The 21,998-nt window shown below is 64.2% G+C and carries 24 protein-coding genes; 12 read left to right on the top strand and 12 right to left on the bottom strand.

The genetic code is table 11. From position 1 onward, the window contains the following. The first annotated feature begins 27 nt into the window (after positions 1–27). Entirely contained in the window at positions 28–1,152 is a 1,125-nt protein-coding gene (gene ftsY, locus AC1D0O_RS08945; protein ID WP_477653177.1) for a signal recognition particle-docking protein FtsY, read from the top strand. Between the two features lie 9 nt (positions 1,153–1,161). Here the strand turns inward: ftsY and AC1D0O_RS08940 are convergent, their stop codons facing one another. Genes AC1D0O_RS08940 through AC1D0O_RS08930 form a run of 3 tightly spaced genes read right to left on the bottom strand, consistent with a single transcriptional unit; the run spans position 1,162 to position 3,856 of the window. After that, positions 1,162–2,175, bottom strand: a complete 1,014-nt coding sequence (locus tag AC1D0O_RS08940; protein WP_477653176.1) for a YeiH family protein — start codon at positions 2,173–2,175, stop codon at positions 1,162–1,164. Positions 2,176–2,225: 50 nt separating this feature from the next. Continuing rightward, the gene (locus tag AC1D0O_RS08935) at positions 2,226–3,005 is read right to left on the bottom strand and encodes an inositol monophosphatase family protein (RefSeq protein ID WP_477653175.1); all 780 of its coding nucleotides are present in this window, start codon (positions 3,003–3,005) and stop codon (positions 2,226–2,228) included. A 2-nt stretch (positions 3,006–3,007) separates the two neighbouring features. Then, complete coding sequence (locus AC1D0O_RS08930; RefSeq protein ID WP_477653174.1) at positions 3,008–3,856, bottom strand: GntR family transcriptional regulator; 849 nt, start codon at positions 3,854–3,856, stop codon at positions 3,008–3,010. Between the two features lie 68 nt (positions 3,857–3,924). Here AC1D0O_RS08930 and AC1D0O_RS08925 point away from each other — a divergent pair, with 68 nt between their 5' ends. From AC1D0O_RS08925 to AC1D0O_RS08895, 7 genes are all read left to right on the top strand, one after another. Continuing rightward, a complete protein-coding gene (locus AC1D0O_RS08925) occupies positions 3,925–4,206 on the top strand; it encodes a UxaA family hydrolase (protein WP_007862870.1) in 282 nt (93 codons plus the stop codon). A 148-nt stretch (positions 4,207–4,354) separates the two neighbouring features. Then, positions 4,355–5,530 carry a UxaA family hydrolase gene (locus AC1D0O_RS08920; RefSeq protein WP_477653173.1) on the top strand — a complete coding sequence of 392 codons (1,176 nt, stop codon included), beginning with the start codon at positions 4,355–4,357 and terminating at the stop codon, positions 5,528–5,530. A 13-nt stretch (positions 5,531–5,543) separates the two neighbouring features. Beyond that, positions 5,544–6,470, top strand: a complete 927-nt coding sequence (locus tag AC1D0O_RS08915; protein WP_477653172.1) for a hydroxyacid dehydrogenase — start codon at positions 5,544–5,546, stop codon at positions 6,468–6,470. Further along, the gene (locus tag AC1D0O_RS08910) at positions 6,470–7,480 is read left to right on the top strand and encodes an Ldh family oxidoreductase (RefSeq protein WP_477653171.1); all 1,011 of its coding nucleotides are present in this window, start codon (positions 6,470–6,472) and stop codon (positions 7,478–7,480) included. The genes AC1D0O_RS08915 and AC1D0O_RS08910 overlap by 1 nt, the downstream gene beginning before the upstream one ends. Positions 7,481–7,506: 26 nt before the next feature. Next, positions 7,507–8,481 (top strand): Bug family tripartite tricarboxylate transporter substrate binding protein, encoded by a 975-nt coding sequence (locus AC1D0O_RS08905; protein WP_477653170.1) that lies wholly within the window; start codon positions 7,507–7,509, stop codon positions 8,479–8,481. 135 nt (positions 8,482–8,616) lie between these two features. Further along, positions 8,617–9,081: an Mpo1 family 2-hydroxy fatty acid dioxygenase gene (locus tag AC1D0O_RS08900; RefSeq protein WP_477653169.1), complete on the top strand. Its 465-nt coding sequence runs from the start codon at positions 8,617–8,619 to the stop codon at positions 9,079–9,081. 81 nt (positions 9,082–9,162) lie between these two features. Further along, the gene (locus AC1D0O_RS08895) at positions 9,163–9,450 is read left to right on the top strand and encodes a hypothetical protein (protein ID WP_477653168.1); all 288 of its coding nucleotides are present in this window, start codon (positions 9,163–9,165) and stop codon (positions 9,448–9,450) included. 175 nt (positions 9,451–9,625) lie between these two features. Here AC1D0O_RS08895 and AC1D0O_RS08890 read toward each other — a convergent pair whose 3' ends face one another. The 3 genes from AC1D0O_RS08890 to AC1D0O_RS08880 are packed head-to-tail and all read right to left on the bottom strand — an operon-like array spanning position 9,626 to position 12,264. After that, positions 9,626–10,567, bottom strand: a complete 942-nt coding sequence (locus AC1D0O_RS08890) for an NAD(P)-dependent oxidoreductase (protein ID WP_477653167.1) — start codon at positions 10,565–10,567, stop codon at positions 9,626–9,628. Further along, a complete protein-coding gene (locus AC1D0O_RS08885) occupies positions 10,564–11,247 on the bottom strand; it encodes an RraA family protein (protein ID WP_477653166.1) in 684 nt (227 codons plus the stop codon). Before AC1D0O_RS08885 ends, AC1D0O_RS08890 begins: the two co-directional genes overlap by 4 nt. A gap of 45 nt (positions 11,248–11,292) precedes the next feature. Next, positions 11,293–12,264, bottom strand: coding sequence for a Bug family tripartite tricarboxylate transporter substrate binding protein (locus AC1D0O_RS08880; protein WP_477653165.1), 972 nt, complete (start codon positions 12,262–12,264; stop codon positions 11,293–11,295). 94 nt (positions 12,265–12,358) lie between these two features. Between AC1D0O_RS08880 and AC1D0O_RS08875 the strand changes: the two genes are divergently transcribed. The 3 genes from AC1D0O_RS08875 (at position 12,359) to AC1D0O_RS08865 (ending at position 16,317) form a co-directional block, all read left to right on the top strand. After that, positions 12,359–13,135, top strand: a complete 777-nt coding sequence (locus AC1D0O_RS08875; RefSeq protein WP_477653164.1) for an IclR family transcriptional regulator — start codon at positions 12,359–12,361, stop codon at positions 13,133–13,135. 237 nt (positions 13,136–13,372) lie between these two features. After that, complete coding sequence (gene rpoH / locus AC1D0O_RS08870; RefSeq protein WP_477653315.1) at positions 13,373–14,308, top strand: RNA polymerase sigma factor RpoH; 936 nt, start codon at positions 13,373–13,375, stop codon at positions 14,306–14,308. 209 nt (positions 14,309–14,517) lie between these two features. Beyond that, a complete protein-coding gene (locus AC1D0O_RS08865; protein WP_477653163.1) occupies positions 14,518–16,317 on the top strand; it encodes a 7TM diverse intracellular signaling domain-containing protein in 1,800 nt (599 codons plus the stop codon). A gap of 18 nt (positions 16,318–16,335) precedes the next feature. Here the strand turns inward: AC1D0O_RS08865 and AC1D0O_RS08860 are convergent, their stop codons facing one another. From AC1D0O_RS08860 to AC1D0O_RS08840, 5 genes are all read right to left on the bottom strand, one after another. Further along, entirely contained in the window at positions 16,336–16,965 is a 630-nt protein-coding gene (locus AC1D0O_RS08860; protein ID WP_477653162.1) for an SCO family protein, read from the bottom strand. 13 nt (positions 16,966–16,978) lie between these two features. Beyond that, on the bottom strand, positions 16,979–17,899 hold the full coding sequence (cyoE, locus tag AC1D0O_RS08855; protein ID WP_477653161.1) for a heme o synthase: 921 nt from the start codon (positions 17,897–17,899) through the stop codon (positions 16,979–16,981). Positions 17,900–17,909: 10 nt separating this feature from the next. Then, on the bottom strand, positions 17,910–19,043 hold the full coding sequence (locus AC1D0O_RS08850; protein ID WP_477653160.1) for a COX15/CtaA family protein: 1,134 nt from the start codon (positions 19,041–19,043) through the stop codon (positions 17,910–17,912). Between the two features lie 39 nt (positions 19,044–19,082). Then, on the bottom strand, positions 19,083–19,715 hold the full coding sequence (locus tag AC1D0O_RS08845) for a hypothetical protein (RefSeq protein WP_477653314.1): 633 nt from the start codon (positions 19,713–19,715) through the stop codon (positions 19,083–19,085). A gap of 86 nt (positions 19,716–19,801) precedes the next feature. Beyond that, a complete protein-coding gene (locus tag AC1D0O_RS08840; protein ID WP_477653159.1) occupies positions 19,802–20,563 on the bottom strand; it encodes an SURF1 family protein in 762 nt (253 codons plus the stop codon). Positions 20,564–20,581: 18 nt separating this feature from the next. On the opposite strand from AC1D0O_RS08840, the gene AC1D0O_RS08835 reads away from it, so the two are divergent. After that, the gene (locus AC1D0O_RS08835; protein WP_477653158.1) at positions 20,582–20,812 is read left to right on the top strand and encodes a twin transmembrane helix small protein; all 231 of its coding nucleotides are present in this window, start codon (positions 20,582–20,584) and stop codon (positions 20,810–20,812) included. Positions 20,813–21,003: 191 nt separating this feature from the next. Here the strand turns inward: AC1D0O_RS08835 and AC1D0O_RS08830 are convergent, their stop codons facing one another. Next, positions 21,004–21,921: a cytochrome c oxidase subunit 3 gene (locus AC1D0O_RS08830; RefSeq protein WP_477653157.1), complete on the bottom strand. Its 918-nt coding sequence runs from the start codon at positions 21,919–21,921 to the stop codon at positions 21,004–21,006. Between the last annotated feature and the right edge of the window lie 77 nt (positions 21,922–21,998).

The raw sequence follows: 21,998 nt of genomic DNA, 5'->3' as shown, positions 1-21,998 counted from the left end.
CCCACTAGGACTCCGCAAGCATACCCAATGTTCAGTTTTTTCAAGAAAAAATCCCCGCCCCCCGCCGCCGCGCCTTCTCCGGCCCCTGCCGCCCCGCCCGCTGCGGACGGCGCAGAAGCGGCCGCCCCCGCGCCGGCGCCTGCCGGGGGTGGGTTGATAGGCAGCGCGCTGGTCACACCCATCGCCATTCCGGTTCCGGTCCCGGGCGCCATCGCGCCGGAGCGTGAGCGCTGGCTGGGCAAGCTGCAGGCCGGCCTGCGCAAGACCGGCTCCAGCATCTCCACCGTGTTCACCGGCAGCCGCATCGACGATGCGCTTTACGAAGATCTGGAAACCGCCTTGCTGATGGCCGACGCCGGCACCAAGGCCACCGAACACCTGCTGGCCGACGTCAAGCGCCGGGTGCGCGAAGGCGGCATGACCCACCCCGTGGCCGTCAAGAACGCACTGGTGGACTCCATCGCGCAACTGCTCAAACCGCTGGAGCAGCCACTGGTGATTGGCCAGTACCAGCCCACCGTGATCATGGTGACCGGCGTGAACGGCGCCGGCAAGACCACGTCGATCGGCAAACTCACGCGCCACTTGGCCACCGAGGGCGCTTCGGTGCTGCTGGCGGCGGCCGACACCTTTCGCGCGGCGGCGCGCGAGCAGCTCAGCGTCTGGGCCGACCGCAACACCGTCGAGATCGTGAGCCAGGAAGGCGGCGACCCGGCCGCCGTGAGTTTTGACGCTGTGAGTGCCGGCAAGGCGCGCGGCAAGGACGTGGTACTGGTCGACACCGCCGGCCGCCTGCCAACGCAGTTGCACCTCATGGAAGAGCTGCGCAAGATCAAACGCGTGGTGCAAAAGGCGGACGCCACCGCACCACATGAGGTATTGCTGGTGATAGACGGCAACACCGGCCAGAACGCCCTGGCGCAAGTCAAAGCCTTTGACGACACGCTGCAGCTGACCGGCCTCATCGTGACCAAACTGGACGGCACGGCCAAGGGTGGCGTGCTGGCGGCCATCGCGCTGTGGGCCCGCGAACGCGCCCTGGCCTCGCCGGCGCTGCGCCCCGTGTCGGTGTATTTCATCGGCGTCGGTGAGCAGCTCGAAGACCTGGAAACCTTCAACGCGCGCGAGTTCGCGCAGGCCCTGCTGGGCTGAAGCACCTTTTCAGGCGCCGCCGAGCCGCAGCAGCAACACCGCGGCCACCACAAAGACCACGATAAACACCGTTTCCGTGACCAGCAGAACGACCGGCTTCCAGCCGAGCTTGAGCAGGTCCTCGAAGCTGGTCTTGACGCCGGCGGCGGCAATCGCCGTCACCAGCATCCAGCGCGAGGCGTCCCCTGCCAGCTGAACCAGCGGCGGGTTGATGAGTCCGGCGCTGGCCAGCATCACCAGCACAACAAAAGCCAGCAAAAAGCCCGGCACCAGCGGCACCTCGGTTTCCGGCACCTTCACCGCCGGGTGCTTGCGGTACATCACCGCCACCACCAGCACCACGGGCATCAGCATCATGACGCGGAACAGCTTGACCACCGTCGCCGTGTCGCCGGCCTGCGGGCCCAGCATCATGCCGGCCGCCACCACCTGGGCCACGTCATGGATGGAACCGCCCAGCACGATGCCGGCCTGCCCCGGCAGCAGGCCTATGGCCTGGAGGCTGAAGGGGTAGACCACCATGGCCAGCGTCGACAGCACCGTGACGCCCACGACGGCGAGCAACGTAAAGCGCTCGTTCTCTTTGGTCTGAGGCAGCACGGACGAAATCGCCAGCGCCGCCGACGCGCCGCAAATCGCCACCGCGCCGCCCGAGAGCAGGCCCTCGTCACGCGAGCACTTGAGCCAGCGCGCCAGCAGCAGGCCCAGTCCTATCGTGAGCAGCACGGCCAGCACGATCACCGCCGCAGTCTCCAGGCCCAGATGGGCCACCTGCGAAAACGTGATGCGCGCCCCCAGCAAGGCCACGCCAACACGCAGCACCACACGGCCGCAAAAACCTATGCCCTTGGCCGTCTGCGGGTTGCTGTTGAGGAAATGAAAAGCCAGGCCTATCAGCAGCGCATACAGCAGCTGCGGCCCGCCGTAATGCTCGGATACGAAGGTAGCCGCCAGCGCAATCACCATGCACACCAGCACACCGGGGAAATACGAAGCCAGTTGCAAGCGCCATTTGAGAATCATCGGGACCCAGTCAAAATAATCAGGAAGAGATCAGCGAGGCGATGCCAGCCTCATGGGTGATTGAGCACGCCTTCGAGCAAGGCGGCGCCGGCCGGGCTGCCGGCCACCAGCATGCGGCTTTCCAGCAGCGGCAGGCCGTCCATCGCATGCATCACGGCACCGGCTTCGCGCAGCAGCACCGCGCCGGCCGCCGCGTCCCAGGCGCCCATGCCTCGCTCCCAGAAGGCATCGGCCCTGCCGGCCGCGACATAGGCCAGCTCCAGCACCATCGCGCCGCTACGGCGAACCTGCCCGAAGGTCTTCAGCACGCGGCCAAATTCGGCAAGGTAGTCGTCCATGAACGGCGCACCGGGTTTGGGAAACACCGTGGCGACCAGGCACTGCCCCGGCAGGTGCGGCCCGGCGCAAGTGATGCGCTGTCCGTTCAGCCACGCACCCAGGCCGTTCGCGGCCGTGAAGACTTCGTCGCGCGAAGGATCGACCACCACGCCCAGCACCGGCTCGCGCCCCACGCAGAGTGCAATCGACACCGCGTACTGCGGATAGCCGCGCGCAAAGTTCGCCGTGCCGTCAATCGGGTCGACCAGCCAGGTGGGCGCGTCCGTCAACTCGCCGCCGCCCTCCTCGCCGACAAAGCGGCCCTCCGGCAGGGCCTGCTGCAAGGCTTCCTGCAGGTCCTCTTCCACCTCGCGGTCAAAGCGTGTGACCCAGTCACCGGGTGCTTTCTGGCTGACGTCCGCCGGCTGCAGGGCGGCGCGCGCCTGCTTGATGCGGATGGCTGCTTCCATGCCGGCCAGCCGGGCTTTTGCGAGCAGAAAAACAAGGTCCATGCTCATGCTTTCTTGGACAGCACACTGACGTAGTCGTGTGCCTGAGTGTTGATGGTCGACACGCGGTACTCCACCGGCTTGTCGCCAAAGGTCAAGGCCAGCCGGTGCACCTCCATCACCGGGGCGCCCGCCACCACGCCCAGCACGCGGGCCGTGGCCTTGTCGGCCGCCGCCGCGCGTGCGCGCTCCTGGGCGCGCAGCACGGTGATGCCGAAGTCGGTCTGGTAAAGGGCGTAAATCGTGCTGGGCCTTTCGACGAAGCGCTTTTCAGTGAGGTTGCGAAAGAGAGCCGCCGAAATCGAGAGCCTGTCGTGCATCACCACGCGGCCGCGCAAGGCGAGCCGGTTCTCTACCCTGAACACGGCCTCGCCGGCCTTGATGCGCAGGGCGCCGGCTTCGAGCTCGGTCGCCCGTTCTCGCGCAAAGGCGATGCAGTCGATCTCGGGATAGTCGCGGTCATGCGCCGCATCGTCGTCATCGCCGAAATTCCAGCGCGGCTCCACGTGGAAGAACTGGAACATGAAGCGTGCGCTGGTGTGGGGCGCCACAAAAGTGCCCTTGCCCTGCCTGCGCACCAGCACATGCTCATGCACCAGTTCGTCCACCGCATGGCGCAGGGTTCCCACGCTAACCTGCAAAATCCCGGCGATTTCGGCTTCGCTGGGCAGGGGTTTACCCGGACCGTAGTGCCCCGCTTCTATGAGCTTTTGCAGTTCGCGCTTGACTTGGCGGTACAGCGGCAGCGTGTCCCCGCCCGCCAGCGGGCGCAGGGGAGTGGATAGTTTTTTTTCGGTCACGGCCGCCATTGAAACACCGATGGCCGGGTCGTACAAGTCATATATATGAGTCAATTGACAAGGTGCTGGGCGTCCATAAAACTGGCAGTTCGAATTAACCCAGGCCCCTTGATGGAGAACCCATGATTCATTTTGTATTGCATGACGCCAAAGACACCGTGGCCGTTGTGGTGGTGGAAGGTGTGAAAGCAGGAACCGCCATGACCGGCTGGATCATGGACGAGGACCGCATGATCAACGTGCAGGCCCAGCAGGACATCCCCATAGGCCACAAGGTGGCGCTCAAGGACATGGCCGTCGGCGACACCGTGCTGAAGTACGGCATCGACATGGGCAAGGTCGTCGCCAACATCAAGGCGGGCCAGCATGCGCATGTGCACAACATCAAAACCAAACGCTGGTAGTTGATGGCTTGCCTGGCTACTGCGCGGGCGGGATGCTGCGTTGCAAATCCTCGCCGGGCAGTAGCCCGTCTGCGGTTTGCGCCTTGCCTGCGGCCCGCTCGCTACGCCGGGTGCACCATCAATCCAAGTTACTTTTTAAGGATTTTTTATGTCAGTGATTAACAAAGACACCACCTTCCTGGGTTATCGCCGCGAGAACGGCCGAGTCGGCGTGCGCAACCACGTCATCATCCTGCCGCTGGACGACCTGTCCAATGCGGCGGCCGAAGCCGTGGCCCACAACATCAAGGGCAGCATGGCGATCCCGCACCCCTACGGCCGCCTGCAGTTCGGCGCCGACCTGGAGCTGCACTTCCGCACGCTGATAGGCGCGGGCTGCAACCCCAACGTCGCGGCCGTGGTGGTGATCGGTATTGAAGACAGCTGGACCAAGAAGGTGGTTGACGGCATCGCGACCACCGGCAAGCCGGTGATCGGCTTCGGCATCGAAGGCCACGGCGACCACGAAACCATCATGAAGGCCTCCAAGGCGGCGCGCGAATACGTGCAGTGGGCCAGCGAGAAGCAGCGCGAGGTCTGCGGCATCTCCGAACTCTGGGTCTCCACCAAGTGCGGCGAGTCCGACACCACGTCCGGCTGCGGCGCCAACCCCACGGTGGGCAACGCCTTCGACAAACTGCACCCGTTAGGCAACTACCTGTGCTTCGGCGAGACCTCGGAAATCACCGGCGGCGAAAAAATCGTGGCCGACCGCTGCGCCAGCGACGCGGTGCGCGACCAGTTCATGTTCATGTTCAACCGCTACCAGGACATGATCAACCGCCACAAGACCAGCGACCTGTCCGACTCGCAGCCGACCAAGGGCAACATCGCCGGGGGCCTCACGACCATCGAGGAAAAAGCCCTGGGCAACATCCAGAAGATCGGCAAGGTCTGCACGGTCGACGGCGTCATCGACAAGGCCGAGAAGCCCACGCACCCCGGCCTGTGGTTCATGGATTCGTCCAGCGCCGCCGCCGAGATGGTGACTTTGTGCGCCGCCTCCGGTTATGCCGTGCACTTCTTCCCCACGGGCCAGGGCAATGTGATCGGCAACGCCATCGTTCCGGTGATCAAGATCTGCTCGAACCCGCGCACCGTGCGACTGATGAGCGAACACATCGACGTGGACACCTCGGGCCTGCTGCAGCGCGAGATCACGCTGGACCAGGCCGGCGACAAGCTGCTGGAGAACATGCTGCGCACGGCCAACGGCCGCCTGACCGCGGCTGAAGCGCTTGGCCATCGGGAGTTCGTGCTGACGCGCCTGTTCGAATCAGCCTGAACGCGGAGGACGCATGGCGCGCATTGTCATCTGCGAATTCATGGACGAGCGCGCCGTGGCGCGGCTTGAGGCGGCACACGATGTGTTCTACGACCCGCAGCTGGTCGGCGATGCCGCGCGTTTGCGGGCCGAGGCGGCGACGGCCGATGCGCTGGTCGTGCGCAACCTGACGCAGGTGCGCGGCGAGCTGCTGGCCGCGCTCACGCGCTGCAAGGTGGTGGGCCGGCTCGGCGTAGGCCTGGACAACATCGACGTGCCGGCCTGCGAGGCCAAAGGCATCAAGGTGATCCCAGCCACCGGCGCCAATGCGCTCAGCGTGGCCGAATACGTGATCGCCAGCACCATGCTGCTGCTGCGAGGCGCCTTTGCTTCCAGCGCGGCGGTTGCCGCCGGCGAGTGGCCGCGGGCGGCACTGGGCAGCGGGCGCGAAACCGCGGGGCAGACGCTGGGCATCATAGGCTTCGGCTCCATAGGCCAGACCACGGCGCGCCTGGCGCACGGCCTCGGCATGCAAGTGATCGCTTACGACGCGATGCTGGCGCCCGATGCGCCCGTCTTCGCGCAAGCCGGCGTTCCTTATGCGGGGCTGGACGAACTCATCAGCAATGCGGATGCCGTCACATTGCACGTGCCCCTGGTTGATACGACGCGCGGGCTGTTCAGCGCGGCACGCATCGGCCAGATGAAAAAAGGGGCCGTGCTGATCAATACATCGCGCGGCCACATCGTGGACATCGCAGCTGTCAGCGCGGCACTGCGGTCGGGGCACCTGGGCGGTGCGGCCATCGATGTGTTCGACGTCGAGCCCCTGCCGGTGAGCGCGGCCTTGCAAAGTTGCCCCAACCTGTTGCTTACACCACACATTTCGGGTGTAAGCATGCAATCAAATGAACGCGTATCGTTCATGATCGCGGACAAGGTGCTGGAGAACCTGAAGTAATGGTCCAACTGTCTATTGAGGAAGCAAGCCGTCTTGCCACGCAGGCGCTGCGCAAGGCGGGCGCGGCGGAGGCCATGGCGGCCGCCACCGCGAGAGCACTGGTTCGCGCCGAAGCGCAAGGGCTCGCTTCGCACGGTTTAAGCCGCGTGCCGCAATACGCCACCCATCTTCGCAACGGCCGGGCAGACGGCCATGCCGTGGCCGTCGTGGCGCACAAAAAAGGTGCGGCCGTGTTGGTGGATGCAAGGCAGGGCCTCGCCTTTCCCGCCTGCGACCTGGCAATCTCCACAGCCATCACGACCGCCCGGGAACTGGGCGTGTGTTTTGTCGGGGTGACTAACAGCCACCATTGCGGCGTCTTGGTGGACCATCTGCGCGCCGCAACCGATGCGGGCCTGGTGGGACTGGGCTTTGCCAATGCACCGGCAGCCATGCCGGCGGCGGGCGGCAAGCACCCCGTCTTTGGGACCAACCCGATTGCCGCAGCGTTTCCCCGCAGGAATGCCGACCCCCTGTTGATTGACCTGTCACTGAGCGAAGTGGCGCGCGGCAAGGTCATGGTTGCGGCCAAGGAAGGCAAGGCCATTCCGCTGGGCTGGGCGCTGGATGCACAAGGCCGGCCCACAACGGACGCACAGGCGGCCCTGGAGGGCTCCATGCTGCCGCTGGGTGCCGTGAGCAGCCCCAAAGGTTCCATGCTGGCGCTGATGGTGGAGCTGTTGGTGACAGCCCTGATTGGCGCGCAGTTTGCTTTTGAGGCATCATCGTTTTTTGTCGATGAAGGTAATCAGCCGCGCATCGGTCAGGCTTTCATCCTGATTGACCCGGGCGCGCTTGCAGGCACAGACACTTATTTTGAACGCATGGAAACCGTGATCGCCGAAATGCTGCTGGATGACGGCGTACGCCTGGCCGGCGCGCGGCGTCTCGCACTCGAAACGAAAGCACTACAGACGGGACTCAACATTCCCGACGCACTCAAATCACAGTTGGATCAGTTAGTGGGTTAACAATTATTCAATCAACAGGAGTAGGCATGAAACGTCGCGACATCGTATTGGCATCAGCAGGTGCAGCCCTCACAGGCGTTCCGGGCCTTGGGATGGCTCAACAGGCCTTTCCCAAACCGGGCAGCACTATCAAGTATGTAGTCCCGTTCACGCCTGGCGGCCTGACCGACATGATGGCCCGAACGGTCGCCCAAAAGCTGTCTGAAGCGTGGAAAACTTCAGTGATTGTCGAAAACAAGGCCGGCGGAAACGCGCAGATCGGCGCCGAACTGGTCGCCAAATCACCGCCCGACGGCAATACCATCCTGGCCATCACGTTGACGCACGCCGCGAACGTGTCTCTCTATCCCAATGCGGCTTACAGTTTCACCAAGGACCTGCGCCCGGTCGCCCTGCTGGCCAATTCGCCGATGCTTGTGGTTGTTCCCGCTGCCAGTCCCATCAAGGACTTCAAGGACCTGATGGCGGTGTCTAAAACCAAGCAGTTGAGCGCGGGCTCGAGCGGCAACGGTACTCCGGCACACCTGACCATGGCCTTGTTCTGCGAGTTGAACAAAACGAAGATGATCCATGTGCCCTACCGCGGCGGCGCGCCATCGATGGTCGACCTGATCGGTGGCCAGCTGGACGTGATTTTTTCCAACTATCCGGAATCGATCGCTCACGTCAAAGGTGGAAAACTGCGCGCGATCGCGATCTGCAGTCTGGGCCGGCACCCGGGGGTGCCTGATGTCCCGACTGCTTTCGAGGCCGGTATGACTGGCCTCTTTGTCGAAAACTGGACGGGAGCCATGCTCCCGGCCAAGACACCGGATGACATCGTGGATAAATTCTCACGCGAGATGATCAAGATCATGTACAGCGCGGAAGTGGAAGAGCGCGCCAAGCAGCAAGGCTTTCGTGTCTCACAAAAGGGTTCAGAAGAGTTCGGCCGCTTCCTGAAAAGCGAAATAGACCGCTGGAGCCGGATTATCAAGACCGCGAAAATCACGCCGACCTGATCGGCAAGCACAGCCGCTAAGTACAAAGTTCGCAGGCCGCTCGCGGCCTGCGTTACGTTGTGTAAATCGCCGCTCCGGTTCTGGCGGCCTGGCGGAAAATCCGCCCACAGGCGATCCCCGCCGCTGGAGACATACATGAACGACATAGCGGACATCCCCGATGCCATTGCCGGGCCGCGCAAGGTTGACCAATTGCTGGCGCACTATGGCGAAAGCCACCGGAACCCGCGCAACGAACTGATCCATTTCATCGCCATCCCGCTCATCATGCTGAGCCTGGTCGGCATGCTGTTTGCACTGCATCCCTATGTGGCCTATGCCTTTGTCGCGGCCAGCATGGTGTACTACGCCCGGCTGTCCGCGGTATTCTTTGCGACCATGGCGCTGTGGTCTGCGGTGTTCCTGGGCGTGATATTTGCCATGGGCTCGCTGGTGCTGCCGATCTGTATCGCCATTTTTGTCGGCGCCTGGATTTTGCAGTTCATCGGCCACAAGATAGAAGGCAAAAAGCCCTCGTTTTTTGAAGACGTCCAGTATCTTTGGGTCGGCCCGCTGTTTGTACTGAGCAAGCTGTTCGCCAGACTGGGCATTCGCTGGTGATCCATCCAGCAGCTTCCCAGCTTGAAATAGCAGCTCCCGGCTCCACCTAAAAGGTTTAAACCTTTTAACGGGTGCTCCGCCTTGATCAGCAAAATCCTGCGTTTTTTCCTCAAGCTCATGCTGGGCCTGTTTGCGGCGGTGTTTGCCGTCAGCCTGCTGGTGGCCGCGCTGATCGTCGTTGCCCTCAGCCTGCTGAAGTCCCTGGTCACCGGCCGCAAGCCGGCGCCCGCCGTGGTGTTCGGCCGCTTCCAGCGCTACTCGCCCCAGGGCATGTGGCCGGGCGGCGCAGGCCGTGACGCCGGCCGCGCGCCAGGCGACGTTGTTGACGTCGAGGTGCGCGAAGTACGCGACGACAAGCGCCTGCCCTGAGCCTCGCGCGGACCCCGTTTCCAGGGCCTCCGCTTTTTCCTTACTGCCCCGCCAGTTCCACGCGGCGATTTTTCGCGCGGCCGGCTCATTCGCGCCGTTGGCCACAAGAGCGATGTTGGGCGCACCGCGCGATCGGCCGCTTGGCCCGAATATCGACCCGCATCAATCCCGCGCCTCAGGTCGCAACGAGTGAACGGCTTTGCCGCAGCACCGCCAACGTGTTGTGCGCGGCGGCGACGCCCATATTGACGTAAGCATCGCTGGTGACGCCGCCGATGTGCGGGCTGAGGATGAAACCGGGCTGGTTGTGGAAGATGTGCGGCGCGGTCATGGGCTCCACCGCAAAACTGTCGAGCGCGGCCATGCCGACCTGGCCCGACTGCACGGCCGCCAGCAGCGCGGGCTCGTCAACCAACCCACCGCGGGCGGTGTTCACCAGCATCACGCCTTTTTTGCACTGCGCCAGCGTGTTCGCGTTCAGCAACTGCTTGTTGTCGGCCGTCAGCGGGCAGTGCAGGGAAATGGCATCGGACTCGCGCCAGAGCGTGTCCAGATCAACCGCCTGAATATAGGGAGGCACATTTTTGGCGAACGGATCGAATCCCAGCACGCGCATGCCCACGGCGTCGCACATCTTCGCGAAGCGCAGGCCGATAGCGCCCAGACCGATCAAGCCGATGCTGCGCCCGCCCAGCTCCACGCTCTTGTGCGTGGCCTTGTCCCAGTGTCCCGCGTGCATGCGGGTATTGAGCTGGACCACCGACTTGGCGCAGGCCAGCAGCAGGGCCAGCGCCTGCTCGGCAACCGCTGCGGCGTTGGCCCCCACGGCGGCGGTAACCTCGATGCCGCGCGCGGCGGCCGCCGTTTTGTCAATGGTGTCCGTGCCACTGCCATGTTTGGAGATGACCTTCAGGGCCGGTGCGGCATCCATGACCTCGGGCGTGATGCTGCTGTAGCGCACGATGATGGCCACCGGGTTGTGGCGCCGGCACAGGGCCACCAGATCGCCCACCTGCGGCGTCTTGCCGGCATAGACCACCTCAAAGTCCTCGAGCAAGACCTGCGCCTGGGGAGCCAGGTCGGCGGCGGTGACCAGAATGACGGGCTTGGCGCTCACAGGGCTTCCCCCGCTTGCAGCACGCCGGCGGTCACCAGCGCTTCCGTGAGCCAAGGCGCGCTGGTTTTCCCCTCCTTGATCTGGGCAATGCGTTTGGCCTCGGCCGCCACCTTGTGCGCCGCCAGCGGTAGCAGCGATTCGATTTTTTCGCGCTCGACCACCACCACGCCGTCTCCGTCGCCGCTGATGAAGTCGCCGGGGTTCACCGTCACGCCGCCCACCGACACCGGGTGGCCGATGCGGCCGCCGACCTGCTTGGTCGGGCCATTGGGATTGGTGCCGACCGAGAACACCGGGTAGTCCATCTCGTCGATTTCAAGGCTGTCGCGCACCGCGCCGTCAATCACCACGCCGGCCAGTCCCAGTTGCCGGCATGCCGTCATCATGATGGTGCCCATGAGCGCGGCGGTCTGGTCGCCTTTGCCGTCAATCACCAGCACGTCGCCCGGTTGGGCCAATGCCATTGCGGCATGGATCATGAGGTTGTCGCCCGGGCGGACCTCCACGGTGAAGGCCGTGCCGGCGAACTTCATGCGCGGGCGCAGGGCTTTGATGCGCCCATGCAGCGTGCCGCGGCGGCCCGCCACATCGGCCAGGATGGCGGGCTGGTATTGGGCGGCCTGCGCGATGATGCCGGCGGGTACGCGGTCAAAGGTTTTGTTGATGTCTTGTTGGTTCATGGGAGTGCTCAATAAGGAAGTGGCTAAAAAGATCTGCCGGTGTGCTCAATCCAGCTTGGCGCCGGACTCTTTGACGACCGGTGCCCAGCGCGTGATTTCGGCCTTGATCAGCGCGCCAAACTGCTCGGGCGTTCCGCCCTGTACATCAGCGCCTTGATCGGCGAGTTTTTTCTTGACGTCGGCGGTTTGCAGCGCCTTGTTGAGTTCGGTGTTCAGGCGCAGCACGATGTCCTTGGGCACGGCCGCGGGGGCGACCACGCCAAACCAGGTCACCGCCTCGAAACCCTTGTAGCCCGACTCGGCCACCGTCGGAACCTGCGGCAGGTCGTTCACGCGCTTCAGGGAGGTGACGGCAATGGCGCGCATCTTGCCGCCCCTGATGTGGCCCAGCAGCGTCGGCACCGACGACATGTACAGCTGCACCTGGCCGCCTATGACGTCGGTCGCCGCCTGGGCCATGCCCTTGTACGGCACATGGGTCAACTTGATCCCCGCCGTCTTCTGGAACAGCTCGCTGGCCAGGTGGGCCACAGTGCCGTTGCCGGGGGACGCGAAGTTGAGGGACCCTGGTTTGGCCTTGCTGGCATTCACCACGTCGGCCAGCGTTTTGTAGGGTGAATCGGCGGCCACCACCAACACCAGCGGCGCGCTGGCCACCAGGCCGACCGGCGCCAGGTCCCTGACCGGGTCATAGGGCATCTTGCTGTAAAGCGCGGGGTTGATGGCCAGGTTGCTGGTTTGCCCCAGCGCCAGCGTGTAACCGTCAGCGGCCGCCTTGGCTGCGCTGTCCACGCCCAGGTTGCCGCCGCTGCCGGGTTTGTTGTCGATGACAAAAGTCCAGCCCAGCGTGGTGGACAGCTTTTGGGCTACTTCCCGCGCAATGATGTCCGTGCCCCCGCCCGCCGGGAAGGGCACGACCAGGCGGATCGGTTTGTTGGGGTAGGCCTGCTGGGCAAGCGCGGGAATCGCCAGCATGGCGAGCAGGGCGGCCAGCAGGCCGCGGCGCAGAAAAATCATGAAATGTCTCCGTAGTTATGGACTGGCTCGCAAATTGTCATGCAGTGTTCCGTTTGCTAAAATACAGTTTCACCTGTCGCAACAAAGTTCATTTATGAGCTCATCCCCGCCCCACACCCCCAGCCCGGCAGCAGCTGAAGAAGAATCCACGGGCGTCAACGCGGTCACCCGTGCGCTGCGGCTGCTGGAGGCCTTCGGCACCAGCGATGCCCAGCTGACACTGGCTGAATTGAGCCGCCGCACCGGCATGCACAAGACCACAGCACTGCGAATCGCCCGCACGCTGGCGACGGACCACTACCTGGTGCAAAAGGAAGATGGCAGTTGGCGGCTGGGCCGGGCCGCCGGCTGGCTGGGCGCCTGCTACCAGGCGACCTTCAACGTGCATGAAGTGGTCGAGCCCGTGCTGCGGGAACTCACCATAGAGACCGGTGAAAGCGCCTCGTTTTATGTGCGCGAAGGCAATCAGCGCACCTGCCTGGCCCGGGTTGACGGGCCGCGTACCATTCGCCACCACGTGCGCGTCGGCATCGGGCTGCCGTTGGACCTGGGCGCGCCGGGCCGGGTGATCCTGGCCTTCTCGGGAGAGCCCGGCGAGCCCTATGAAACGATTCGGCAGCGCGGCTACCATCTGTCGCTGGGCGAACGCGAACCGGAGGTGTCCAGCGTGTCGGCGCCGGTCTTCAGCATGGGATGGCGGCTGCTGGGCTCGGTCTGCATTTCAGGCCCTACCTCACGCCTGACGGAACCGCGTCTGACGGAGCTGGCCCAAACCGTGATTCAGGCGGCCAACCAGTTGTCCTATGCGCTGGCGGGAAGCCGCAAACCCACGGCCGGGCCAACAGGGTCCCCGGCCGCCTGGCATCCTTAGGATCGTTTGCCCGCCTGGTAATTGGAAGAATTACCCGCATTTACATCCCGGAAACCAAAGCGCCTGAACCAAAACACGGGCACCGCGCTCATACTGGGGACCAAGGGTTACTACTTATTAGCCTTGCGCTATCCGAGTCATTGAACCTATTGCTTAGCACTCGCTCCAACAGAGTGCTAATATTTAGCACTAGAGAAAAGGAGTTCTGCAGTGTCATATGCTCTTTCCCCCCAATCGCTGACCGCTGCCGTGGCCGTGCCCAATTCGGGCGCCGTCGCAGCCGTCAACCCTTGGTCGCTGGTTCCCCCGCTGGGCAACCTGGACGCCTATATTTCCGCCGTCAACCGCCTACCCATGCTCACTTTGGAGCAGGAGCAGGAATTCGCCAAAAACCTCAAGGAAAACAACGATCTTGACTCGGCCGGTAAGTTAGTGCTTTCTCACTTGCGCCTGGTGGTGTCGATTTCGCGCAAATACCTGGGTTACGGCCTGCCCCACGGCGACCTGATCCAGGAAGGCAATATCGGCCTGATGAAGGCCGTCAAGCGCTTCGACCCGGACCAGAACGTGCGCCTGGTGAGCTATGCCATGCACTGGATCAAGGCCGAGATCCATGAGTACATCCTGAAAAACTGGCGCATGGTCAAGGTCGCCACGACCAAGGCTCAGCGCAAGCTGTTTTTCAATCTGCGCTCCATGAAGCAGGGTTTCAAGGACGACGCCGACGTGGCGACGCACCGCGACACCCTGACCGAAGGCCAGATCGACTCCATGGCGAAGACGCTGAACGTCAAGCGCGAGGAAGTCATCGAGATGGAGCAGCGCATGTCGGGTGGCGACGTGCTGCTGGACCCCAGTCCCGGCGACGACGGCGAAGACGCCTTCGGCCCGATCGCCTACCTGGCCGACGCGACGCAGGAACCGACCGCGCTGATGGAATCGCGCCAGCGCGACAACCTGGCCTCGGACGGCATCACGGCCGCGCTGGAGGAACTGGATCCGCGCGCCCGGCGCATCGTGGAAGAGCGCTGGCTCAAGGTAAACGACGACGGTTCAGGCGGCATGACGCTGCATGACCTGGCCGCCGAGTACAAGGTCAGCGCCGAGCGTATTCGCCAGATCGAAGTCGCCGCGATGAAGAAGATGAAAAAAGTGCTTGCGGCTTACGCATAAGCGAAGACGCATAAAGCGGGAGTCCCAGGCAAGCCCGCTTCCCGAAGCCCGCACCCTCCACAGTGCGGGCTTTTTTGTGGGCACGCCTCGCCTGATCCGGTTTTTGCCGCAATAAATTGCCGTTGCGCACGAACGCCACTTCGCGCAGGCGTGGAAGGCCGGCGAAAATTTAAAACTTTTTTGTCCACGCGCGGCCGCACAATGAATTCGTGCGGATCTTTCACGCGCTCACCGGCAAGCCCGGACGCTTTCAGCAGTTCGTGCGCGCCCTTCTCTGCGGCAACGGCATCAGGGGAGCGCTGGCGGCGTGCCTGCTGGCTTGCGTCATGCCGGGATGGGCGCAGCACGGCGCCGACGCGCGGCTGCCGGTACTCCAGCTCAACGCGCCCGACGGCCAGATTCCCCTGGCTGAACACAGCCAGTTCTGGATCGATGCGACCGGCCAGGCCGTGCTGGAGCAGGTGGAGGCCTGGGAGTACGACCTGCCGTTCGCGATGCGCCCGGCCGGCCATACCGTCCTGCTGGACGGCCAGGTGATGTGGCTGCGCTTTAACGCCATGCAGCCGGACCTGTCACAGCGCTGGGCGCTGGAGGTCAGCAGCGCGGGTGTAGACCGCGTGAGCCTGCACTACCGTGACGTCGCCGGAAACTGGGTCGAACAATCGGCGGGTGACAAAATCCCGGTGAACCAGTGGCCGCGCCCCGACCGCTTCCCGGTTTTCGACCTGGACAGCGAACAAACCCGGCCGGTCACCTACTTCATACGCATCGAACATGCGCGCAGGCCGTTTTCTGCACCTCTGTTTATTTACAAGCACCCTGCCTTGCTGGCGCAGCGCATGCAGGAGCAATTTCTGCTGGGCGCCTATTTTGGCCTCGCGCTGTTGATGGCCTTGGTGGCGAGCGCCAATGCCGTGGCTTTCAGGGATAGGAGCTTCGCGGCCTATGCGGTCTACATCGCCGCGCTGGCCGCTGCGCAGGCCGCGCTGCTGGGCATAGGCGGGCAATACCTCTGGCCGGACTCGGCGGTCTGGAACGATTTGTCGGCCTTCCTGCTGCCGGTGCTGGCGGCCTGCAGCGGCATCTGGTTTGCCCGCGTGGTGACCCGGCCGCGGCAGTTCTCGGTCGTGCTGGACCAGCTGTCGCTCAAACTGGTCACCGTACTGGCGCTGCTGGGCGCGCTGGATATCTTGTTCCCGACACGCGCGGGCTTCCTCGCCGTCACGGCCGTCATCATCGTGGCCATGGCGCTGATCTGCGTGATGGTCTTCATGGCGTGGCGAAGCGGCGACCCCACCATGCGCTGGATCGCGCTGGGCTTTGTGCCGATGGCGGTGATGGTGCCTTTCCCCCTCCTGCGCAACCTCGGCCTGATTCCCATCAGCTTCCTCACGCAATACGGTCTCACGCTGGGCGCGGCGCTGGAGGCGCCGCTGCTGTTTTACGGCCTGCTGCAGCGGGCCGCCCAGCGCCGCGAAGCCCGGGCACGCGCCGCTGCGCTGTCGCAGACCGAGCCGCTGACCGGCCTGAGCAACCTGCACACCTTCGAGGCGCGGCTGCAGGAGGCGCTGCTGCGCTCCAGCCGCTACCGGCACCGCAGTGCACTGCTGATGATCGACCTTTCCAACCACGGCTGGTTCGCCAAGGAGCACGGGCGGCAGATCGCCGACTACGCGCTGGTACTGACGGGCTCCTGCCTGCGCAAGCTGGCGCGCGACATCGACATCGCGGCGCGGGTCGGAGACAGTGAATTTGCCTTGCTGATCGAGGGGCCGGTGACCGCCGCGCAGGCCGTGGCCGCGGCCACGCAGCTGGCGGCGCGCGCGCTGCAGCCGTCCGACTTGCTACCGGTGGGCTCGCACCTGAAGCTGCATGTGGCGATTGCCATGGTGCCGGACGCGCAGTGCGGCGCGCAGCCGGACGCGGCGCTGCACCTGGCCTATATGCTCAAGTCCCTGCGAGAGATGCCGGCCAATACGCGCAAGTCCATCAAGACAGTGAACTTTTAACCCGGCCGCTCGGATCGTTCAGGCGTTCTTCAGCAGCAGGCGGATATCCGACGCCAGCGCTTCCGCGCCGCTGCCGTAGCGGTTGTACAGGCGTATGCGGCCCTTGCCGTCGAAGATGTAGCTGCCCGCGGAGTGGTCCATGGTGTAGCTGCCGGGGGTCTTGCCGTCGACCTTTTTGTAGTAAACCTTGAAGTCCTTGGCGACCTCGGGCAGCTGGGCCATGGTGGGCCGCAGCGCCAGAAAAGCCGGGTCGAAATTGCCCATATAGGCTTTGAGCAATTCAGGCGTGTCGCGCTCGGGGTCGACGGTGATGAAGATGGCCTGCAGCTTGTCGCCGTCGGTACCCAGCAACTTCTTGACTTGGGCCAGCTCGGCCATGGAGGTCGGGCAGACGTCGGGGCACTGCGTGAAACCGAAGAACACCACCACCACCTTGCCGGGGAAATCCTTCAGCGTGCGCACCTGGCCGTTGTGGTCGGCCAGCGTGAAGCCCTGGGCGTAGTCGGCGCCTGTCAGGTCTATGCTTTTGAACTGCGGTTTGTCGGGCACACAGGCGGCCAGCAGGCCGGCCGTGGCGGCAAGCGCCACGCCGCCGGCCAGGGTTTTGACGGCGCCGCGGCGCGTGTGCAAGGTGCTTGGGGTTTTCATGCGGTATCCGATATCAGACGAGATAGTGGTCCAGCAGCAGGGCCGCGAACAAAGCCGAAAGGTGGATCAGCGAAAAACGGAAAGTCTTGCGCGCCAGCGCATCGGAGTAATTGCGCAACAGGCGCCAGCCGTACCAGCTGAAACCGATGCTCAGCACCACGGCGGCCACCAGGTAGAGCCAGCCGCTCATCTTGAAGATGAACGGCATCAGGCAGGCGGGAAACAGCACCAGCGTGTACAAAAACACCTGCAGGCGCGTGAACTCGTTGCCGTGCGTGACGGGCAGCATGGGCAGGCCGGACTTACGGTAGTCCTCGACGCGGTAGAGCGCCAGCGCCCAGAAATGCGGCGGCGTCCACAGGAAGATGATCAGGAAAAGGATCAAAGCCTCGGGGCCGACCGAGCCCGTCATCGCGGCCCAGCCCAGCACCGGCGGCATGGCACCCGAAGCGCCGCCAATCACGATGTTCTGCGGCGTCATGGGCTTGAGGATCACGGTGTAGACCACCGCGTAGCCGATGAAGGTGGCAAAGGTCAGCCACATGGTCAGCGGGTTCACCCACACATACAGGATCCAGGAGCCCAGCGCGCACAGCCCCGCGGAAAAGGACAGCGTGAGCGGGTTGCTGAGTTCGCCCTTGGCCGTGGGGCGCCAGGCGGTGCGGCGCATGCGCGCGTCGATATGCTGCTCGACCAGGCAATTGAAGGCTGCGGCAGCCCCGGCCACCAGCCAGATGCCGGCACAGGCGACCAGCGCGAGCCTGACGTCGGCCCAGCCGGGCACGCCGGGAACGGCCAGCACCATGCCGATCAGCGCGCAGAACACGATGAGCTGCACCACGCGCGGTTTGGTCAGCGCGTAGAACTGCGCGAACTTCGACGGTACGTGGGGCGCGGCGGAAGCCGGGGCGGCGGACGGGGTGCTGGGGTTCATGGGGGAGTCGCTAGGCATTCAATTTTGACGCATGTGGCGCGGGGGACCGGCTACGGCCGGAAAAGACCACGCCGCTGAGCACAATGACCAGGGCCGCGGCGCCGCCGGTGTGCGACACCGCCGCGAGCAGGGGCCAGCCCAGAACCGCATTGCTGATGCCCGTGACCGCCTGCAGCAGCACGAGCCCTGCCAGCCAGCGCGCGGACATGCGAAAGGCCGGGACACGATGCAGGAAGAAGGCCAGCGCCAGGAACACGGCAAACACGAGGTAAGCCGCCAGGCGGTGCACATAGTGGATGGCGGTGAGCGCCTGGAAGCTGATGTTGGCGCCGTCATGGCCCGCGCCCAGTTCACGCCACAGCGTGAAACCCTGGCGGAAGTCCATGGCCGGCCACAGCGAACCCTGGCAAGCCGGAAAGTCGGTGCACGCCAGCACCGCGTAGTTGGTGCTGACCCAGCCGCCCAGGGCGATCTGGATCCAAAGCAAGGCGAAGGCCGCGATCACGGCCAGGTGCAGGCCGGCAGAAAGAGTCGTTGCGTTGGCGTCCTGCGCTTGCGCATACCGCGCAGCCTGCGCCCGCAGCAATGCCAACAACACCAGGCCGCCCAACAGGTGCAGCGTGACGATGGCGGGGAACAACTTCATGGTGACGGTCAGCGCGCCAAACGCGCCCTGCAAACACACCCACGCCAAAGTAACGGTGGGCCACCAGGGTGACACGGATATATGCTTGCGCTCCAGCCAGCTGGTCACCGTGAGCGTGAGGATCAGCACCCCGACGCCGGTGGCCAGGTAGCGGTGAATCATTTCGATCCAGGCCTTGGAATGCGTGACCGGTCCGGTCGGCATGGCGGTCTGCGCGGCCTCGATGTGTACCTGGGCGCCCACCGGGCTGGCGCTGCCGTAGCAGCCCGGCCAGTCCGGGCAGCCCAGGCCCGAATCGGTGAGCCGGGTGAAGGCACCGAAGATCACCAGGTCAAAGGTGAGGAACAGCGTGACCAGCGTCAGCACCCGCAGGCGCTGCGCCCACGGCGCATTCTTGTTGTGCACCCACACCCAGGCCAGCGGCGCGAGCGCGATCGCCAGGCCCATGATCATCAGGCGCAGGGCGGGGCTCAGGTCGTAGAGGGTAGTGCTTGACATGGTGATGCGGGATTTAGACGTTGAGCCGGCTTTGCCGGCTCAACGACCTTCCTTGTCCCAGCTGCTGGAGGCTCTTAACAGACGCTCCAGGTCACGCTTGGCCTTGGCCGCTGCGGCGGCATCCATGTCGGCCGGGAAACGCATCATCCAGTTGCCGATCGGGTCGACCAGGTACAGATGATCCTCGAGGCGCTTGCCCGCGGCGGGCTCCAGCCATTTCGCGAGTTCGGCCGGCACCACGCGCAGCACGGCCGACGAGGCCAGCGCGGGCAGCAAAGCATCGCGCACGGGTGCATCATCGGCCACCAACCAGACGCGGTCCAGCCGCTCCTTTTCCTTGCCCAGCGACTCGCGCAGCTGGCGCTGGAAATACAGGTTCTGCTCGCAGCGCGCATCGCAGGCGCCGCCGGCCACGCTGATGAGCAGCCACTGGTCCTTGAGCGCCGTCAGCGTGCCGGCGCGGCCGTCGAGCGCGTGCGTGGCCAGCGGCGGCAGAGGCCGTTGCGGGTCGATCAACTCGCCGAAGTTGCGGCGGCCTTCGGGGCGGACCACGTAGTAGGTGAAATAGGAGGCGATCACCGGTGAGGCGCATATCAGCAACACGGCCAGCATCTTCCAGCGGCCGGCAACGGTGCTCGGCGCGCGTGTGGCGGACTGGTCCGGCACGGGCATGGTGTGCACGGTCAGGCCCAGGGGCTGGTCCTGCAGGGCAGGCGCGGTTGCGGGCTGAGGGGAGGCGTCAGGCGTAGGCGTAGTGGTCACGGCAGTTGATCGCGGCTTTTTGGGCGGCGTGATGAAGTACGGGCACGGAAGGGAAGAACCAGCTGAAACCAGCCATAGAGGATGAACACCAGAGCGCAGAGGCCGAACCACTGGAAGGCATAGCCGTAATGCTTGTCCACGCCTAGATTGGGCGGCGCCCATTCGCGTAACAGGCCTTCGCCGGCCGCGCCGGTCTGCAGCAGCGAAACCTCCAGCAGCGGCAAGCCGGTTTGCGACCGGTAGGCAAGCAAGTCGAGATTTTGCCGTATCCGGCCGGTCTCTAGGCCCTGGAACTCATAAAGCTTGGAGGGCGGCGGGGCAATGCGGCCCTCCACCGTGACCATGCCTGCGGGCGTCGCCACCTCGGGCAGGCGGGTGCGGTCGGCGAAATTGCGCGGCACCCAGCCGCGCTGCACCACGATGGCCTGGGATGTGCCTTCCAGCACCAGCGGCGTGAGCACCCAGAAACCCGTCTTGCCGCTCATGGGCCGGTTGTCGAGGTAGACCGTGTGCTCCGCCCGCCAGACACCTTTGAGCACGGCCGGCCGGTGGATGTCGTCGATGCTGTTTTTGGCCGTGAGCAGGGATTGCGCATCCAACGCGGGAAGCCGGCCTTTGGACTCGATGGCGGCCTGCAGCGCCTCCTTTTGCGCGGCGCGGCGCAGCTGCCACTGGCCCAGCGAAAACGTGGTGCCGGCCACCAGCACGGCAGCCGCGGTCAGCAGCCAGAAGCGCGGGGAGTGCAAAGCCGGTGTCATGCGCTGATAATCCTGTTCATGACTTACCTCGTTGCACTGGCATTCATCGCCATCTTCGCCAGCCTGGCTTCCGCGCTTTTTTTCATGCTCAAAGGCGGCAAGGACCCCGAAGGCAGCAAACGCAAAACCAGCAACATGGCGCGCGCGCTGGCGTTCCGCGTCGGGTTTTCGGTGTTGCTGTTCATCTGCATTCTGATTGCCTGGAAACTGGGTTACATCCAGCCCACCGGCATCCCGATGGGCAAATAGCGCCACTCAAAAACCCTCCTGGCGTTGTTGCGCCGCCTTGCCGTGCCGGTGCACTGTCTGCGGCGTCGCGCCTAGCCAGGACCGCTTCGCTGGGTTTTGTGAGTGACGTTCGGTAAAGAATAGAAAATAAAGAACAAAGGCCGCATCGAGCGGCCTTTGGTTGAGCGGCCGTAGCCGCAATTGGTTCCGCCTTACAGCCAGTACACCAGGATGTACAGGCCCAGCCATACCACGTCCACGAAGTGCCAGTACCAGGCGGCGCCTTCAAAGCCGAAATGCTTTTCAGGCGTGAAGTGGCCTTTTTGCAGGCGCAAGGTGATGAACAGCAGCATCAGCATGCCGACGAACACGTGGAAACCGTGGAAACCGGTGAGCAGGAAGAAGGTCGAGCCGTAGACGCCGGAAGACAGCTTCAGGTTCATCTCATGGTAGGCATGAAAGTACTCATAGCCCTGCACGAACAGGAAGACCACGCCGAGCAACACCGTGGCCCACATAAAGCCGATGGTGCGGGCACGCTTGCCCTCGATCAGCGCGTGGTGGGCGATGGTGATGGTGACACCGGAGCTCAGCAGCAACGCCGTGTTGACCGTCGGCAGGGAACCCATGATGCTGGCCCAGATGCCACCGCCGATCATCAGCGGCTTCATCGCGGTGAAGGGCTCGATGATGTCGGCGGGCGAAGCGGTCACACCGGCGGCGAGGCTGGGCCAGACGGCTTTGAAGTCCGGCCAGAGCAGCGCGTTCTCAAGGCTGCCCAGCGCCGGCAACGAGTGCGCGCGGGCCCACCACAGGGCGGTGAAGAAGGCGCCGAAGAACATCACTTCCGAAAAGATGAACCAGCTCATGCTCCAGCGGAAGGACATGTCGATCTTGCGGCCGTACATGCCGCTTTCGCTTTCGCCGATGGATTGGCTGAACCAGCGGAACAGCGTCACCAGCCACCACACCATGCCGACAGCCAGCGACCATTGGCCCCACTCGTGGCCGTTGATCCATTGGCTGGCACCGAGAATGACAAAAAACAGGCCGATAGACGCCATTACCGGGTGGCTCGATGGGCTGGGGACGAAATAGTGGGGGGTTGACCCGTGGGTTGCTGATGACATCGCTCGACTCCTGTTTTTCTCTCGAATTTCCAATAATTTCTTGATTCACACCGTGATGGGCTGGCGGATGCCCGGCC

The sequence above is a fragment of the Polaromonas sp. P1_F2 genome (assembly GCF_056405735.1).
The sequence above is the reverse complement of the archived record's forward strand: the minus strand, read 5'-3'. Positions and strand labels throughout refer to the sequence as shown.